This is a genomic window from Kluyvera georgiana ATCC 51603 (assembly GCF_001654985.1).
GTDB classification, from domain to species: Bacteria; Pseudomonadota; Gammaproteobacteria; order Enterobacterales; family Enterobacteriaceae; genus Kluyvera; species Kluyvera georgiana.
In genome coordinates, this window is record NZ_LXEU01000039.1 from 17,633 (window position 1) to 33,580 (window position 15,948).

Sequence of the window (15,948 nt, forward strand, 5' to 3'; positions counted from 1 at the left end):
GTTATTCAGTTACCGATTGTCGGGGTTGACGCGAAAAACGCAGACGATCGAAGAACAGATAAACCACCGGGGTGGTATAGAGGGTTAACAGCTGGCTCATCACCAGACCCCCTACAATGGTAATCCCCAGAGGTTGACGCAGTTCGGAGCCATCGCCCCCCGAAATTACCAGCGGCAGCGCGCCAAACAGCGCCGCCAGCGTGGTCATCATTATCGGGCGAAAACGCAGCAGACAGGCCTGGAATATGGCCTGTTCCGGCGGCAAATTGCCGTTACGCTGGGCTTCAAGGGCGAAGTCGACCATCATGATGGCGTTTTTCTTCACAATGCCAATTAATAGCATGATCCCGATAAGGGCGATTAGGCTGAACGGGGCATTGAACAGCTCCAGCGCCAGCAGCGCGCCGACGCCCGCCGACGGCAGCGTGGAGAGAATGGTCAGCGGGTGCACGTAGCTTTCGTACAAGATCCCCAGCACGATATACACCGTGGCAATGGCGGCGATGATCAGGATGATCTGTGAATTCATCGTCTCCTGGAATACCTGCGCCGTCCCGGCGAACGAACCGCGAACCGTGTTTGGCACGCCAAGCTGGGTCATCGCCCGGTTAATGGCGTCGCTGGCTTCCGACAGAGATTTGCCGGTCGGCAGGTTGAAGGAGATGGTTGACGCCGCCGACAACCCCTGGTGGTTGACCGACAGCGGCGCGTTGGAAGGCTGCCATTTGGCGAAATAAGAGAGCGGAATGGCTTTCCCTTCGCTGTTAATGACGAACATTTTATCCAGCGCGCTTACATCCTGGGTGTAGACCGGGTCTACCTCCATCACCACTTTGTACTGGTTCAGCGGTTGATAAATGGTGGAGATCTGCCGCTGGCCGAAGGCGTTGTTAAGCAGGCTGTTGGCCGCCTCGACGTTAATGCCCAGCCGCGACATGGTTTCACGATCGTAGACCAACGCCATTTCTGCGCCGTTGTCCTGCTGATCCGAGTTGACGTCCGCCAGCTCCGGCAGCGCCGCCAGCGCTTTGCGGATTTTTGGCTCCCACTCACGCAGCGCGCTGAGGTCGTCGGACAGCAGCGTGTACTGATAGCTGGCATTCGACTGGCGGCCACCGACGCGGATATCCTGCACCGCCATTAAAAACAGGTTAGCCCCCGGCTCTTTGGCCAGCTTTTTCCGCAGGCGGTCGATAATCTGCTGCGCCGACTCCTGGCGCACGTCGCGCGACTTCAGGGTGATAAACATCATTCCGCTGTTCACCCGGGAACCGCCGGTGAAACCGGTGACGTTGTCCACCGCCGGATCTTCACGAATAATCTTCATGAAATCCTGCAGCTTACCGCGCATCGCCTGGAAGGAGATGCTCTGGTCGGCCTGAATGCCGCCCATCAGCACCCCGGTGTCCTGCTCCGGGAAAAAGGTTTTCGGGATGGAGATATACAGCCAGACGTTCAGCGCGATGGTTGCCAGGAACACCACGCCCACCAGTTTCGCGTGGTTCAGCACCCAGCGCAGCGATTTGCCGTAACCCTGCTGCATCGCGACCAGCAGACGCCCCAAACCTTTATTACGGGTTGGCGAATGCGGACGGCTGGATTTCAGCATCCAGCCGCACATCATCGGCGTGAGGGTCAGCGAGACGGCCAGCGAAATACCGATCGCCACCGATAGCGTGACCGCAAATTCCCGCAGCAACCTGCCGGGCAGGCCGCCCATGAGCAGCAGCGGCAAGAACACCGCCACCAGCGAAACGCTCATCGACAGCACGGTAAAGCCAACTTCGCGGCTCCCCTGTAGCGCGGCCTGTAGCGGTTTCATGCCTGCTTCCAGGTGGCGGGAAATATTCTCCAGCACCACGATGGCATCATCGACCACGAAACCGGTGGCGATGGTTAGCGCCATCAACGACAGGTTGTTGAGGCTGAAACCGCACAGGTACATCGCGGCGAAGGTGCCGATCAGCGAGACCGGCACCGCCACCGCCGGAATCAGCGTGGCGCGGCCGGAGCGCAGGAACAGGAACACCACCAGAATCACCAGCGCCACTGAGATCACCAGCGTTTGCTCAACTTCCTCCAGCGAGGCGCGGATCGTCGGTGAACGGTCCTGAGCGATTTGCAGGTCGATAGCCGCTGGAATGGTCTGTTGCAGCTCCGGCAGCTCGGCGCGAATACGATCGACCGTATCGATAATATTGGCTTCCGGCAGCTTGCGGATCATCAGCAGGATGGCCGGTTTGGCGTTGGTCATCCCGGCGTTGCGCACGTCCTGCACCGAGTCGCTGACCGTCGCCACGTCGCTGAGCCGCACCGCCGCGCCGTTGTTGTAGTGCACGATCAGCGGCTGGTATTCGGCGGCTTTTTTCAGCTCATCGTTGGTTTGTACCTGCCAGCGATGGGCGCTATCGTCGATCGCCCCCTGTGGTTTACGCACGTTGGCGTTGCTGATGGCCGTGCGCACCGCATCCAGCGAGACGCCCTGGTTAAACAGCGCCTGCGGGTTCAGGTCAACGCGCACCGCGGGCAGCGAGCTGCCGCCGACGTCTACGTCACCCACGCCGTCAATCTGCGCGATACTCTGCGCCAGCTGGGTGGAGGCGAAATCGTACAGTTCGCCCTGCGAATAGGTGTCTGAGGTCAGCGTCAGGATCATGATCGGCGCATCGGACGGGTTGGCTTTGCGATAGGTTGGACGACTGGGCATCCCGCTTGGCAGCAGGTTTTGCGCGGCGTTAATCGCTGCCTGCACGTCGCGCGCCGCGCCGTTGATATCACGATCGAAGTTAAATTCGAGAATGATACGCGTACTGCCCAGCGAGCTGCTGGAGGTCATCTCATTGACACCCGCAATGCGCCCTAACGAGCGCTCCAGCGGGGTCGCTACCGACGAGGCCATGGTTTCCGGCGACGCGCCGGGCAGCGAGGCGCTGACCATAATCACCGGGAAATCGACCTGCGGCAGCGGGGCCACCGGCAGCAGGCGAAAACCAAGCACGCCGCACAGGGTGATGGCGATGGATATCAGGATCGTCGCCACCGGGCGGTAGATGAAGAGGGCAAAAAATTTCACTTACGCTTCCTCTTCACGGCGCGGGAAGCGGCTTTTCAGGTACAGCGACAGGCGGTCAAACAGCAGGTAAATCACCGGTGTGGTAAACAGGGTGAGTACCTGGCTGACCAGCAGGCCGCCTACCATGCCGATCCCCAGCGGGCGACGCAGCTCGGCGCCGACGCCGGTGCTCAGCATCAGCGGCAGCGCGCCAAGCAGCGCGGCGAGCGTGGTCATCAGAATCGGGCGGAAACGCAGCAGACAGGCCTGATAAATCGCCTCGCGCGGCGCCATTCCCTGCTCACGCTCGGCGGCCAGCGCAAAGTCGATCATCATGATGGCGTTTTTCTTGACGATACCGATCAACAGGATGATGCCGATAATGGCGATCACGTCCAGTTCATTGCCCGCCAGCATTAATGCCAGCAGCGCGCCGACGCCCGCGGTTGGCAGGGTCGAGAGAATGGTAATCGGGTGAATAAAGCTTTCATACAGCACGCCCAGCACGATATACATCGCCACCACCGCGGCAACCACCAGCCAGATGGTGCTGCTCAGCGCCGACTGGAAGGCGAGGGTGCTGCCCTGGAACTCGGTGCGGATATCCGCCGGGAAGTTCAGGGTTTTCTCACTGTCCAGAATGGCCTGTACCGCATCGCCCAGCGAGTAGTTATCCGGCACGTTGAACGAAATGGTGGTGACCGGGAACTGATCGAGGTGGTTGATTGACAGCGGCGCAAAGCGCTGTTCAATTTTGGCGATCGCCGTCAGCGGTACGATGCCGCCATCGCTGCTGGTCAGGCGCACGTTATCCAGCGCCGCCAGGCCAGGCGTGGCGCGGGTGTCGTGTTCCAGCACCACGCGGTACTGGTTGGCCTGGGTATAGATGGTTGAAATCAGGCGTTGACCAAAGGCGTTGTACAGCGCGTTATCGACATCGGCCATCGAAATACCAAGACGGCTGGCGCTATCGCGATCGACGTTAACGTAGGCCACCAGCCCTTTGTCCTGCCAATCGCTGCTGACATCGGAAAGCTGCGGCAGCGTCTGAAGCTGGGTCATCAGCTGCGGCACCCATTCGCTTAGCGCATCCAGCGAGTTGGCCTGCAGCGTAAACTGGTACTGCGTACGGCTGACGGTGGTGTCGATGGTCAGATCCTGCGTCGGCTGGAGATACAATTCGATGCCGGGAATGCGGTCAACCGCGTGTTGCAGCCGGCTAATGACCGTCTGTACCCGATCGTCGCGCTCGTCGAGCGGTTTCAGGTTAATCTGCAAACGTGCGCTGTTGAGCGCCGGGTTGGTGCCGTCGACGCCGACAAACGACGTGAGGCTTTCTACCGCCGGATCTTTCAGGATAGCGTCGGCAACCGTCTGCTGGCGTTGCGCCATGCTAGCGAACGACACCGACTGTGGCGCCTGCAATGTTCCCTGAATAATGCCGTTGTCCTGAATCGGGAAAAAGCCTTTCGGAATGGCGATCCACAGGATCACCGACAGCGCCAGCGTGCCCAGCGCGACGCCCAGCGTCAGCCACGGATGATTCAGCACGCGGGCCAGCAGATGGCCGTAGCCGGCAATCACCCGGTCGAAGAAGCGCTCGCTGGCGCGGGAAAAACGGTTCTGTTTGCGCAGCGACTCGTGGCTGAGCATGCGTGCGCACATCATTGGCGTCAGGGTTAATGACACCACCGCCGAGATCAGTATTGCCACCGCCAGGGTGACGGCGAATTCGCGGAACAGGCGGCCCACGATATCACCCATAAACAGCAGCGGAATCAGCACTGCAATCAGCGAGAAGGTCAGCGAGATAATGGTAAAACCAATCTCACCCGCGCCTTTCAGCGCGGCGGCCATCGGTTTTTCGCCTTTTTCGATGTAACGCGAAATGTTCTCGATCACCACGATGGCGTCATCGACCACGAAGCCGGTGGCGATGGTCAGCGCCATCAGCGTCAGGTTGTTGATGGAAAAATCGAGGAACACCATCACCGCGAAGGTGCCGACCAGCGACAGCGGCACGGCGACGCCGGGGATAATGGTTGCCGGGACGTTGCGCAGGAACAGATAGATGATCATCACCACCAGCGCAATCGCCAGCATCAGCTCGAACTGGGTGTCGGAAACCGAGGCGCGAATGTTGGTAGTACGGTCAGACAGGACCTCGACCTTAACGGATTTCGGTAGGCTTTCGGTCAACTGCGGCAGCATCTGGCGGATGCTGTCTGCGGTCGAGATGATGTTTGCGCCAGGCTGGCGCTGGACGTTCATCACGATGGCCTGCTTTTTGTTCGCCCACGCGCCAAGCCAGGTGTTTTCAGCGCCTTGCTCGATGGTTGCGACGTCGCCCAAACGAATGGCCGCGCCGTTTTTATAGGCGATAATCAGCGCCCGATACTCCTGCGCCGACTGCATCTGGTCGTTGGCCGAGAGCGTCACCGCGCGCGCAGGACCGTCGAGGCTACCCTTTGCCGAGTTGACGTTGGCGCTGGTAATGGCGGTGCGAATATCTTCGCTGGTCAGCCCAAGCGCGGCGATAGCCTGGGCGTTGAGCTTCACGCGCACTGCCGGGCGCTGGCCGCCGGCGAGCGTCACCAGACCAACGCCGGAGACCTGGGAAATTTTCTGCGCCACGCGGGTTTCAACCATATCTTCTACTTCCGTCATTGGGGTGGCGGAAGAGGTGACGGCGAGGGTCATGATCGGCGGATCCGCCGGGTTGACCTTGCTGTAGACCGGTGGGTTTGGCAGGTCGCTGGGCAGCAGGTTAGTGGCGGCGTTAATGGCGGCCTGCACCTCCTGCTCGGCGACATCCAGCGGCAGCGTGAGCTGGAACTGAAGGGTGACGACCGACGCGCCGCCGGAGCTTTGCGACGACATTTGCTTCAGGCCGGACATCTGGCCGAACTGACGTTCGAGCGGTGCGGTAATCGCTGAGGTCACCACGTCCGGGCTGGCGCCCGGATAGAGTGTGACCACCTGAATGGTCGGATAGTCCACTTCCGGCAGCGCGGAGACGGGCAGGAAACGGTAGCCGATGATCCCGGCCAGCAGAATAGCCACCATCAACAGCGTGGTGGCGACAGGGCGCATAATGAACAGACGGGATGGGCCGCCCGTGTTGCTCGGCGGTAACACTTGCATCAGCCGCGTGCTCCTTTAGGGTCTGCAGCGGCAGCCGGTTTTTCCGCGCCAGCGGCGGAGGCGTCATGGGCCGTCACCACTTCCACTTTTGCCCCTTCGGTTAAGCGGTCGATACCGTCGGTGACCACGCGGTCGCCCGCGGAGAGCCCCGCTTCAATCACCACTTTCTGGCTATCCTGGATACCCGGGATGACCGTGTGTTTGCTGACTTTGTTGTCGCTGTTCAGCACCCATACGAAGTGACCGTCATTACCCATTTGCAGCGCGGCAGTGGGGATGACTACCGCATTTTGCTGGGTATCAACCAGCATACGGGCGTTGACAAACTGATTCGGGAACAGCGCGTCGTCCTGGTTATTGAAACGCGCCTTCAGCTTGATGGTACCGGTGGTGGCGTCAATCTGGTTGTCGAGGCTCAGCAGCGTGCCGTCGCTCAGCTTCTGTTTGTTGGTGCGATCCCAGGCTTCTACCGTCAGCGTTTTACCCGCTTTTTGCGCGGCAACCACGGTAGCGATATCGTTTTCCGGCAGGGTGAAGACGAGGTCGATCGGATGCGTTTGGGTCAGCACCACGATACCGGTGGTGTCACCGCTGGAAATCTGGTTGCCGATATCCACCTGTTTTAAGCCTACGCGACCGTCGATAGGCGCAGTGATGCGGCTCCAGTCGAGCTGCAGCTGGGCGCTGGCGACGGCGGCCTGGTCGGCCTTAATCGTGCCTTCGGTTTCACTGACCAGCGACTGCTGGGTATCCAGTTCCTGGCGAGAGACAAGATTGGTTTTGACCAACTGCTGATAGCGGGCTAAATCGCGGCGGGCGTTGGCGAGCGTGGCTTTATCTTTTGCCAGTTGTCCCTGTGCCTGAGCAAGGTTGACCTTAAACTGGCTGGGGTCAATTTCTGCCAGCAGATCGCCGGCTTTGACCTGCTGGCCTTCCTGGAAGTGAATGGCCATCAGCTGGCCGTCGACGCGGCTGCGCACGGTAACGGTATTGGCGGCGGTAATGGTGCCCAGCCCGCTGAGATAGCGCGGTACCGCTTCGCTGGTGGCGGTAGCGGCCTGAACCGGCGCCAGCGCGCCGCCAAAGCGCCCACCGTGCCGCCCACCGCCAGCCGATGGCGCTCCCGCCGGTTTGGCTGCGGTGGAACCCGAGGTGTCAGAATTGCTGCTAAAGTGCCAGATGCCAGCCGCCCCCGCGACCACCACCAGCACGGCCAGCGCTACCCGCCAGCGAATCTTATGACTGCCTTTCATCGTTATAGGTGTCTCGTCCTGAATCATTTCACGAAATGATACTAGTTTAGTAACGGAACGCTCGGGAAAAATGGAGGAAATATGAAACACGGAAGGAATCGTCTGAATCGCGTCAGCTTTACGAGGCTCCTCGCAATCCGCGGCGATGAAAAACCGCGCAATCGCCGCGTGTGCTACCGTCAGCGGCGTTTAGCAGGGCGCTAAAACAGGAAAGCCCCTCCTGACGAAGGGGCCTTTTATAAGGAAAGGGTTATGATGAGGTCAGTCATCATACTGGTGATACTCTTAGTGATTAGCTACCCAGCATACTAAGACACCAGGGGGAGGAGAGATCCTCCCTTACCCTCATTCCTTTACGATAGGTCGAAAAAACAGCGAAGTCAACGGCGATAGATCAGGCGAAAACCACCTGCGCCCAGCGGGCCAGACCGGCGGTGACCGAGCCAAAATCGTCGCCACCGGCAACGGGAATGCCCGGCAGCTGTTCGGCCAGCGCTTTTTTAATCAGCGGCGAGCGCGCGCTGCCGCCGGTTAAGTAGATAACGTCCGGCTTTTCACTGCTGTTTTCCAGCGCCAGCTGCACCTGCTCAAGAATACGGTTCAGCGGCTGGTTCAGCGCCGCTTCCAGCCCGTCCTGGCTGATAGCGGTGGCCAGAGTGTCGCTGATAAAGGGCAGGCGGGTGTCGATTTGTGCGTTTTCGGACAGGGCGATTTTGCTCTCTTCCGCGCTGCGTACCAGACGGTAGCTTAAACGCTGCTGCCAAACCTTGTAGAGCAGGGCGACTTTTTCCGCATCGCGGGCATCGCGCGCCAGGTCACGCAGCAGGCGGCCATTGGCTGAGCTGTAGAAGTCGGTCTGCGCCGGAACATCGTTGATCGCCACCGCGTTCCACCAGGGCAGAATCGGCAGGGCGATACCTTTTTCGGTTTCACCGCCCATACCCAGCAGCGGCATCAGGCTTTTAAATGCCAGCGCGATATCCAGATCGTTACCGCCCACGCGACAGCCGCTGTGGCCGAGCAGACTTTGCTCACGGTCGTGACGGGTACGCCACTGTGGCCCCATTAGCAGCACCGAGCAGTCGGTGGTGCCGCCGCCAATGTCGACCACCAACACGCGTTTTTCTTCGTTAAGGCTGGCTTCGAAATCCAGACCGGCGGCGACCGGCTCGTACTGGAAAACCACGTCACGAAAACCGGCACGCTGCGCCGCGCGTTGCAAAATGCCTACCGCCTGCGCGTTGGCATCGTCACCACCCAACCCCTGGAAGTTAATCGGGCGACCAATCACCGCCTGTTCGATGCTTTCCTGAAGCTGCGATTGCGCCTGCTGGCGAATATGCAGCATCATCGAGCAAACCAGATCTTCGAATACGGCGACCTGCTGCGGCTTCAACCCGCTAGCGCCGAGGAAGGATTTAGGCGACTTAACAAAGTACACCTCTTCCGGATCGTCGATGTACTGCTTGAGCGACGCGAGGCCGAACTGCACGCTATTGCCCAGCACCTCGATATCTTCGTCGCGGTTGTAGTTCATCGCCCGGCGCAGCAGCGCCTGAGTCTCATCACCCGTTGCCGGTACCTGATGGTGGCGGTACAACCACTCGCTGACCGCTTCACGAGTCGGGGCCGACAGCATTGACGGCAGCAGTGGACTGCCGTTTTCCATCATCAGCATGCGCGGTGCGCCATCCTGCATCACGGCGACAGAGCAGTTCGCCGTCCCGTAGTCAAAACCAATAAACACGTCAATCATCCCCATGCCAGTGAAGAAAGGGGGGCGACTTTAGCGGAATGTGGTGATGGCGGCAACAGGAATATGAAAGCAAGGTTTTCCCATGGATTAACCGCTATGCTGTAACGCAATCACCGCTGCCTGACGATAAGGATGAAGGATGTTTGAACTGCCCTGGCTGCCGCCATACGACTGGCGCTGGATGTTCGGTTTTTTACGGGCGCGTGCTGTCGCAGGGATCGAATGTTTTCATGATCAAAGCTATACCCGCAGTTGGAGGCTCGGGCCTCACCACGGGCTGATCGCCATGACGCCGGATCCCGCCCGCCAGGTGCTGCGGGTCACGCTGTCTGCCGGGCTGCTGCCGGTCGTTGACGAAGCGCTGATACGGGTGGCGAAATTGCTGGATCTGCACTGCGATCCGCAACAAATCGCGCGCTCGCTCGGGACGCTGGCGGCGGCAAAACCGGGGTTACGACTGCCCGGCGCGCTGGACGCCTTTGAACAGGGCGTTCGAGCGATCCTCGGCCAGTTGGTGAGCGTGACGATGGCCGCGAAGCTGACCGGGAAAGTGGTGGCGCTGTATGGCGAGCCGCTCGCGCCGGACGCCTCTTTCTCGTTGTTTCCTACGCCAGAGCGGCTAGCGGCAGCAGACCCGGCGGCGCTGAAAGCACTGGGCATGCCGCTCAAACGGGCCGAAGCGTTAATACATTTTGCCCAGCGTGCGCTTAGCGGCGAACTGCCGCAAACGCAGCCGGACGACGTGGAGCAGGCGCTAAAAGCGCTACAACAATATCCTGGCATTGGCCGCTGGACGGCAAACTACTTTGCGCTGCGCGCCTGGCAGGCGAAAGATATCTTTTTGCCGGACGATTATTTGATTAAGCAGCGCTTCCCGGGAATGACGCCCGCGCAGATTCGCCGTTATGCCGAACGTTGGCAGCCCTGGCGATCTTACGCGTTATTGCATATCTGGCACGCCGATGACTGGTCGCCTTCGTGATGCACGGGCGCATAAACCGTCACGATACCGCGACCGTTATTTTTTGAGGTGTAGCAGGCGGCATCGGCCTGGACCAGTACTTCCGCCAACTGGGCATTATGCTCGTGAATCAGCGTTAACCCTGCACTGGCACCGACACGGTGCAGCCGTCCTGCCCAGGTAAATTCATAATGCTTGATGGCATCGACAATGCGCTCGGTGGCGTTAAGCGCCTGTTCGGTGGAACAGTGGCGCAAAATAAAACCAAATTCATCTCCGCCGAGTCGCGCCAGAATATCGCTGGGGCGCAGCAGCGAGCGCATGAGGCCGGCTATTTCGTGCAGCAGAGCGTCCCCGGCCGCGTGCCCGGCGCTATCATTGACGGCCTTGAAGAAATCGAGGTCGAGCATCACCAGCGCATGCGACTGATATCCCCCCGGCAGCAATTTCAGCAGCCCTTTCAGCTGGCTTTCAAAGCTTGAACGATTGGGCAACCCGGTGAGCGCGTCGTGGCTGGCGCTATAGCTGAGCTGGCGCAGCAGGCGGCGCGACTCCGTAACGTCCTGAATGACCAGCACGAAACCGATATGCTCACCTTCCTGGGTGCTGAGCGGCGTCATGCTGTGATGGATATCAAAGCAGCCGCCGTAGCGGTTATGCAGGACTTTGTTTAGCTCGATATCGCTATCGAGATTTTCATCACTGTACAAGTTCTCCAGCCGCGGGCCCTGTTCTCCTTGCGTAATAAACAGGACCTCGCGCAACGATTTCCCCTGCGCCTCAGCCTGCTTCCAGCCGCTGATTTTCTCGGCGACCGGGTTCATAAAGGTGATGTTTTGTTGGCTGTCGGTGCTGATCACCGCTTCACGAATCGAGTCGAGGGTGATGTGCAGGCGTTCTTTTTCCTGGAACAACGCCTCGTTGGTTTGGGTTATCTCCGCCACCAGCCGTTTGTTGGCTTCGCGACTTTTTTTCAGATCGTTAATATCTTCAATCTGCTGGATGAAATAGAGCGGCGTGCCGTCATCGTTGCGCACCAGCGAGACAGCCAGCAGCGCCCAGACAGCCTCACCGTGGCGGGTACGATAGCGTTTCTCAAGCGAGTAGCTCTCAATTTCACCGCGGGTCAGACGGTCCAGCTGTTCAAGGTCTTGCGCTAAATCGTCGGGCCAGGTGACCTGTTGGAACGTCATTTGGTGTAGTTCTTCCGGGGGATATCCAAGGAACCTCGCCAGCGCTTTATTGACCTGTAACCACTGCCCATAGGCATCGACTATCGCCATACCGACGGCCGAGTATTCCATCGCGTTACGAAAGCGGGTTTCACTTTCCGCAATGCGACGTCGTTCACTGTATACGGCATACATCGCGATGCTCATCACCCCCGTGGGCAGCTGTACCATCAAGAACGGCAGCCCCAGCATATTGCTCAGCCGGTAGTTGTTAAGGGTATTTTCAATGTTCTCCTGTACCAGCGGATGCTGCGCGGAGAGGGTCAGAACCATCATGATGATGAGTAAAAAGATCAGGAAGGCTTCAATACGCGGTAGACGTACCGCGCTCCACATCATGAGCACCATAATGAAGGTAAACGGCCAGGGCATATACAACATGGCGATCGCGCTGAGCGCGAGGGTGATTACCGCGGTCAGTATCGTCGAGACCAGCAGCGCGCGGTTACGATAACGCTGAAAAGAGTCTGCCCGGATGAGCATTCCCAGCGGAACCAGCGCCAGAGCACCGGAGGCATCCGAAAGCATCCAGACCAGCAAGGTCTGGAAGGCATGGTTTCCGGGCGTCAAGCTTGCCACCACAATACCGCTCAAAAAAGGCGGGATTAGCGCGGTTGCCAACGCCATTTGGGTCCAGTGGCGTAAGTTTCTGAGCGGATTGTCGAGGTTCAGCCAACGGCGCAGCAGTAACGCGCCAGCCAGCGCTTCCATAAGATTAGTCAGCGGATGAAGCAGCCCGTTCTGCTCGGGGGCGTAAAGCTCGGTGGCGAGAACGATCCCCAGTACGCCAGCGACGCTGATGTAGGGCCATAGCGTGCGGTTGAGACGGTAGAACGCGACGGTCATGATGGCCGTCGGAAACCAGACCGGCGAGAGCACGTTATGGGCGTGCATCAGTGATAATGAAAAGAGGGTGAATAAAAAAGTCGCTATCCACAAACCAAACAGTATTTGCAGCGAGTGCTGTCGTGACGCGGGGTGGAGAGGGCTAAGGTTGATATCGTTCTTCATTACCACTGTTTTTCCGGAGGCGACGCTGCTCCGACCATGCTGAAATAAGCCGTGATTATGCAACAACATTAGCGGAATTTATCAGATCCGTGACGCTAATTGACATAAATCATCAATTTGTGTCACCTGTAATATCATATTCATTAATGTATGGGGTCAGCGGAAACGGACGTGTGGGCGTTTGGCTTTTTGTCATCGCCAATCGATGCATTCGACTAGTATCGTTGCCCTGAAATCCCTATAATTGCCGCGTTTGGCGCTGATACACGTGACTATTCAGAACGTTTCCTCTTGAATACTATTGTCTATTCGTGCCGTCCTTCCTATCATCCAGGTTAATCGGGTCACAAAATTTATGACTGATAAGTCTCATCAGTGCGTCATTGTAGGCATCGCCGGCGCATCGGCTTCAGGTAAAAGTCTTATTGCGAGTACGCTGTATCGCGAGCTGCGCGAACAGGTGGGCGATGAGCACATCGGCGTTATTCCTGAAGATAGCTATTACAAAGACCAAAGTCATCTGTCGATGGAAGATCGGGTTAAAACCAACTATGACCACCCGAACGCGATGGACCACAGTCTGCTGTTCCAGCATCTGCAAACGCTGAAGCGCGGTAACCCTATTGAGCTGCCGGTTTATAGCTACGTCGAACATACCCGCATGCAGGAAACGATTCATATCGAACCGAAAAAAGTGATCATCCTTGAAGGGATCCTGCTGCTGACCGACGCGCGTCTGCGCGAAGAGATGAACTTCTCTATTTTTGTCGATACGCCGCTGGATATCTGCCTGATGCGTCGCATCAAGCGTGACGTTAATGAACGCGGTCGTTCTATGGACTCCGTCATGGCGCAGTACCAGAAAACGGTGCGTCCGATGTTCCTGCAGTTTATCGAGCCGTCCAAGCAATACGCCGACATCATCGTGCCGCGTGGGGGCAAAAACCGCATCGCTATCGATATTCTGAAAGCGAAAATTAGCCAGTTTTTTGAATAACTCACACGAATTGTGTAACGTGCAATAAACGCCCTCAACCGCGATGGAAGAGGGCCGTCGTACAAAAGGAGAGTGATATGCGTCTGTGTGACCGTGATATAGAAGCCTGGCTGGATGAAGGCCGACTGTCGATTAACCCGCGTCCGCCGATTGAGCGTATCAATGGTGCCACCGTTGACGTGCGTTTAGGCAACAAGTTTCGCACCTTCAGCGGCCATACCGCCGCCTATATTGATTTAAGCGGGCCGAAGGCGGAAGTCAGCGCGGCGCTGGATCGCGTGATGAGTGAAGAGATTGTGCTCGCAGAAGGCGACGCCTTCTATCTGCACCCGGGCGAACTGGCGCTGGCGGTGACGCTGGAGTCGGTTACGCTGCCTGCGGATCTGGTCGGCTGGCTGGACGGTCGTTCCTCGCTGGCGCGTCTGGGGCTGATGGTGCACGTCACCGCACACCGTATCGATCCGGGCTGGTCGGGTTGCATCGTGCTGGAATTCTACAACTCCGGTAAGCTGCCGCTGGCGCTACGTCCGGGGATGCTGATTGGCGCACTGAGCTTTGAACCGCTGTCGGGTCCGGCGGCGCGCCCATACAACCGTCGTGAAGATGCCAAATATCGCGATCAGCAGGGCGCGGTTGCCAGTCGTATTGATAAAGACTGACCCATCGCAAAGCGGATGAGGGTGCCATGAGAAGAATATTGACGACACTGATGATTCTGCTGGTGGTGCTGGTGGCCGGCCTGTCATCGTTGGTGCTGCTGGTCAATCCTAACGATTTCCGCAGCTATATGGTCAAGCAGGTGGCTGAGCACAGCGGGTATCAGCTGCAGCTGGAAGGCTCCCTGCGCTGGCACGTCTGGCCGCGGTTGAGCATTTTGTCCGGACGCATGGCCTTAACCGCCCCCGGCGCCAGCGCGCCGCTGGTGCGGGCGGACAATATGCGTCTCGACGTGGCGCTGTTGCCGCTGCTGTCCCACCAACTGCAGGTTAAGCAGGTGATGCTTAAAGGCGCGGTGGTGCAGCTGACGCCAGAGACCGAAGCCATCCGCGACCAGCGTGCGCCCGTGGCGCCAAAAGGAACCTCGCTGCCTCAGGAGCCGGGCGATCGCGGCTGGTCATTCGACATTGCCGGGCTGCAGCTCATCGACAGCGTGCTGGTATTCCAGCATGAAAACGACGAGCAGATGACGGTCCGCGATATTCATCTGCAGATGGAGCAGGATGCCGGGCATCAGGCGACCGTCGATTTTTCAGGCCGCATGAACCGCGATCAGCGCGACCTATCCCTTCGTTTCTCCGCCGCCGTGCAGGCGGGTAATTATCCGCAGAGTCTTGACGCGCAGCTGTCGCAAATCAGCTGGCAGCTTCAGGGGGCCGATCTCCCGGCCCAGGGTATCAGCGGCAACGGCAGTGTGAATGCCAGCTGGCAGGAAGGGGAGAAGACGCTCAGCTTTAATGCGCTCAACCTGGTGGCGAATGACAGCACGCTGACCGGTAAAGGCAGCGTGGTGCTGGGCGATAAGCCGGTGTGGTCGCTGGACCTCCAGTCTGACAAGCTTAACCTCGATAACCTGCTGGTGCGTTCGGATATCCTCGTCAGCGGCGGCGCGCAGCAGGCGCAGTCGGCACCGAGTAAACCGCGTCCAGTGATAGCCAATGGCGTCAATTTACCGCCTTATAGCGGTCTGACGAGCTTCGACGGATCGCTGTCAATGACCGCCAACCAGGTCGTCTGGCGCGGGTTGCCGTTTACCCATGTTACCCTGCAGGCCACTAACCAACGCGGGCTGCTGCGTATCTCTCAACTGGAAGGCTCGCTGGCGGGGGGACAACTGTCGCTGCCGGGCACGCTGGATGCGCGCAGCGGGGCGCCGTTAGCCAAATTTCAGCCAAAGCTCGATAACATCGAGATTGGCAACCTGTTGAAAGCCTTCAACTACCCGATCAACATGGTGGGCAAACTGTCGCTGGCCGGTGATTTCTCCGGTTCGGTCATTGATGCTAACCACTTCCGCCGCGACTGGCAGGGGCAGGCGAATCTTGAGCTGAAAGAGACCCGTACCGAAGGGCTGAACTTCCAGCAGTTGGTGCAGCAGGCGGTTGAGCGCAGCACTGACATCCGTGCGCAGGAAAACTATGACAGCGCCACGCGGCTGGATGAGCTGACGACCGATATTGACCTCGATAGCGGCATTCTTACGCTCAATAACATGAGCGGGAAATCCTCACTGATGCAGATGACCGGTAAAGGCACCCTCAATCTGATGAAAGAGGAAGGCGATCTGCAGTTTGGTATTCAGGTTACTGACGGCTGGCAGGGGCAGGGCAAGCTGGTGGATATGCTGAAATCCACGTCTATCCCGCTGCGCGTTTACGGCAAATGGGAAGCGCTGAACTACAGTTTGCAGGTAGACCAGATCCTACGTCGTCAGCTACAGAACGAAGCGAAGCGCCGGTTAAATGACTGGGCGGAGCGCAATAAGAACATGCAGTCCGGTAAAGACGTCAAGCAACTGCTCAATAAACAGTAGCCTTGAGATAAG

The 15,948-nt window shown here is 58.5% G+C and carries 10 protein-coding genes; 5 read left to right on the top strand and 5 right to left on the bottom strand.

Annotated elements, in window-relative coordinates:
• Window position 1: 1 nt before the first annotated feature.
• From mdtC to M989_RS08475, 3 genes are read right to left on the bottom strand one after another with little or no spacing between them, the layout of a single operon-like run.
• Window positions 2-3,073: a multidrug efflux RND transporter permease subunit MdtC gene (gene mdtC / locus M989_RS08465; RefSeq protein WP_064544281.1), complete on the bottom strand. Its 3,072-nt coding sequence runs from the start codon at window positions 3,071-3,073 to the stop codon at window positions 2-4.
• Window positions 3,074-6,196 carry an MdtB/MuxB family multidrug efflux RND transporter permease subunit gene (locus tag M989_RS08470; RefSeq protein ID WP_064544284.1) on the bottom strand — a complete coding sequence of 1,041 codons (3,123 nt, stop codon included), beginning with the start codon at window positions 6,194-6,196 and terminating at the stop codon, window positions 3,074-3,076. It lies immediately after the preceding gene.
• Window positions 6,196-7,449, bottom strand: coding sequence for an MdtA/MuxA family multidrug efflux RND transporter periplasmic adaptor subunit (locus tag M989_RS08475; protein WP_064544287.1), 1,254 nt, complete (start codon window positions 7,447-7,449; stop codon window positions 6,196-6,198). The genes M989_RS08470 and M989_RS08475 overlap by 1 nt, the downstream gene beginning before the upstream one ends.
• Window positions 7,450-7,701: 252 nt before the next feature.
• Between M989_RS08475 and M989_RS26485 the strand changes: the two genes are divergently transcribed.
• Window positions 7,702-7,761: a type I toxin-antitoxin system Ibs family toxin gene (locus tag M989_RS26485; protein ID WP_157093528.1), complete on the top strand. Its 60-nt coding sequence runs from the start codon at window positions 7,702-7,704 to the stop codon at window positions 7,759-7,761.
• Between the two features lie 82 nt (window positions 7,762-7,843).
• On the opposite strand, the gene yegD is transcribed toward M989_RS26485, so the two are convergent.
• Window positions 7,844-9,196, bottom strand: a complete 1,353-nt coding sequence (yegD, locus tag M989_RS08480) for a molecular chaperone (RefSeq protein ID WP_064544470.1) — start codon at window positions 9,194-9,196, stop codon at window positions 7,844-7,846.
• 148 nt (window positions 9,197-9,344) lie between these two features.
• On the opposite strand from yegD, the gene alkA reads away from it, so the two are divergent.
• Complete coding sequence (gene alkA, locus M989_RS08485; protein WP_064544290.1) at window positions 9,345-10,187, top strand: DNA-3-methyladenine glycosylase 2; 843 nt, start codon at window positions 9,345-9,347, stop codon at window positions 10,185-10,187.
• On the opposite strand, the gene M989_RS08490 is transcribed toward alkA, so the two are convergent.
• Window positions 10,139-12,409 (bottom strand): PAS domain S-box protein, encoded by a 2,271-nt coding sequence (locus tag M989_RS08490; protein ID WP_064544293.1) that lies wholly within the window; start codon window positions 12,407-12,409, stop codon window positions 10,139-10,141. The two genes, alkA and M989_RS08490, sit on opposite strands and share 49 nt — an antisense overlap.
• A 355-nt stretch (window positions 12,410-12,764) precedes the next feature.
• Here M989_RS08490 and udk point away from each other — a divergent pair, with 355 nt between their 5' ends.
• The 3 genes from udk to asmA all read left to right on the top strand — a co-directional run bounded on the left by udk (window position 12,765) and on the right by asmA (window position 15,936).
• Window positions 12,765-13,406 (top strand): uridine kinase, encoded by a 642-nt coding sequence (gene udk, locus M989_RS08495; RefSeq protein WP_001575945.1) that lies wholly within the window; start codon window positions 12,765-12,767, stop codon window positions 13,404-13,406.
• 77 nt (window positions 13,407-13,483) lie between these two features.
• A complete protein-coding gene (gene dcd / locus M989_RS08500) occupies window positions 13,484-14,065 on the top strand; it encodes a dCTP deaminase (RefSeq protein WP_032281180.1) in 582 nt (193 codons plus the stop codon).
• 26 nt (window positions 14,066-14,091) lie between these two features.
• Window positions 14,092-15,936 carry an outer membrane assembly protein AsmA gene (gene asmA / locus M989_RS08505; protein WP_064544295.1) on the top strand — a complete coding sequence of 615 codons (1,845 nt, stop codon included), beginning with the start codon at window positions 14,092-14,094 and terminating at the stop codon, window positions 15,934-15,936.
• Window positions 15,937-15,948 lie beyond the last annotated feature (12 nt).

What these genes read in the sequence shown, in the direction of transcription:
- M989_RS08470 (WP_064544284.1), bottom strand. Translation starts at nt 6,196, where the DNA reads ATGCAAGTGTTACCGCCGAGCAACACGGGCGGCCCATCCCGTCTGTTC.
- M989_RS08475 (WP_064544287.1), bottom strand. Translation starts at nt 7,449, where the DNA reads ATGAAAGGCAGTCATAAGATTCGCTGGCGGGTAGCGCTGGCCGTGCTG.
- alkA (WP_064544290.1), top strand. Translation starts at nt 9,345, where the DNA reads ATGTTTGAACTGCCCTGGCTGCCGCCATACGACTGGCGCTGGATGTTC.
- M989_RS08490 (WP_064544293.1), bottom strand. Translation starts at nt 12,409, where the DNA reads ATGAAGAACGATATCAACCTTAGCCCTCTCCACCCCGCGTCACGACAG.
- udk (WP_001575945.1), top strand. Translation starts at nt 12,765, where the DNA reads ATGACTGATAAGTCTCATCAGTGCGTCATTGTAGGCATCGCCGGCGCA.
- dcd (WP_032281180.1), top strand. Translation starts at nt 13,484, where the DNA reads ATGCGTCTGTGTGACCGTGATATAGAAGCCTGGCTGGATGAAGGCCGA.
- asmA (WP_064544295.1), top strand. Translation starts at nt 14,092, where the DNA reads ATGAGAAGAATATTGACGACACTGATGATTCTGCTGGTGGTGCTGGTG.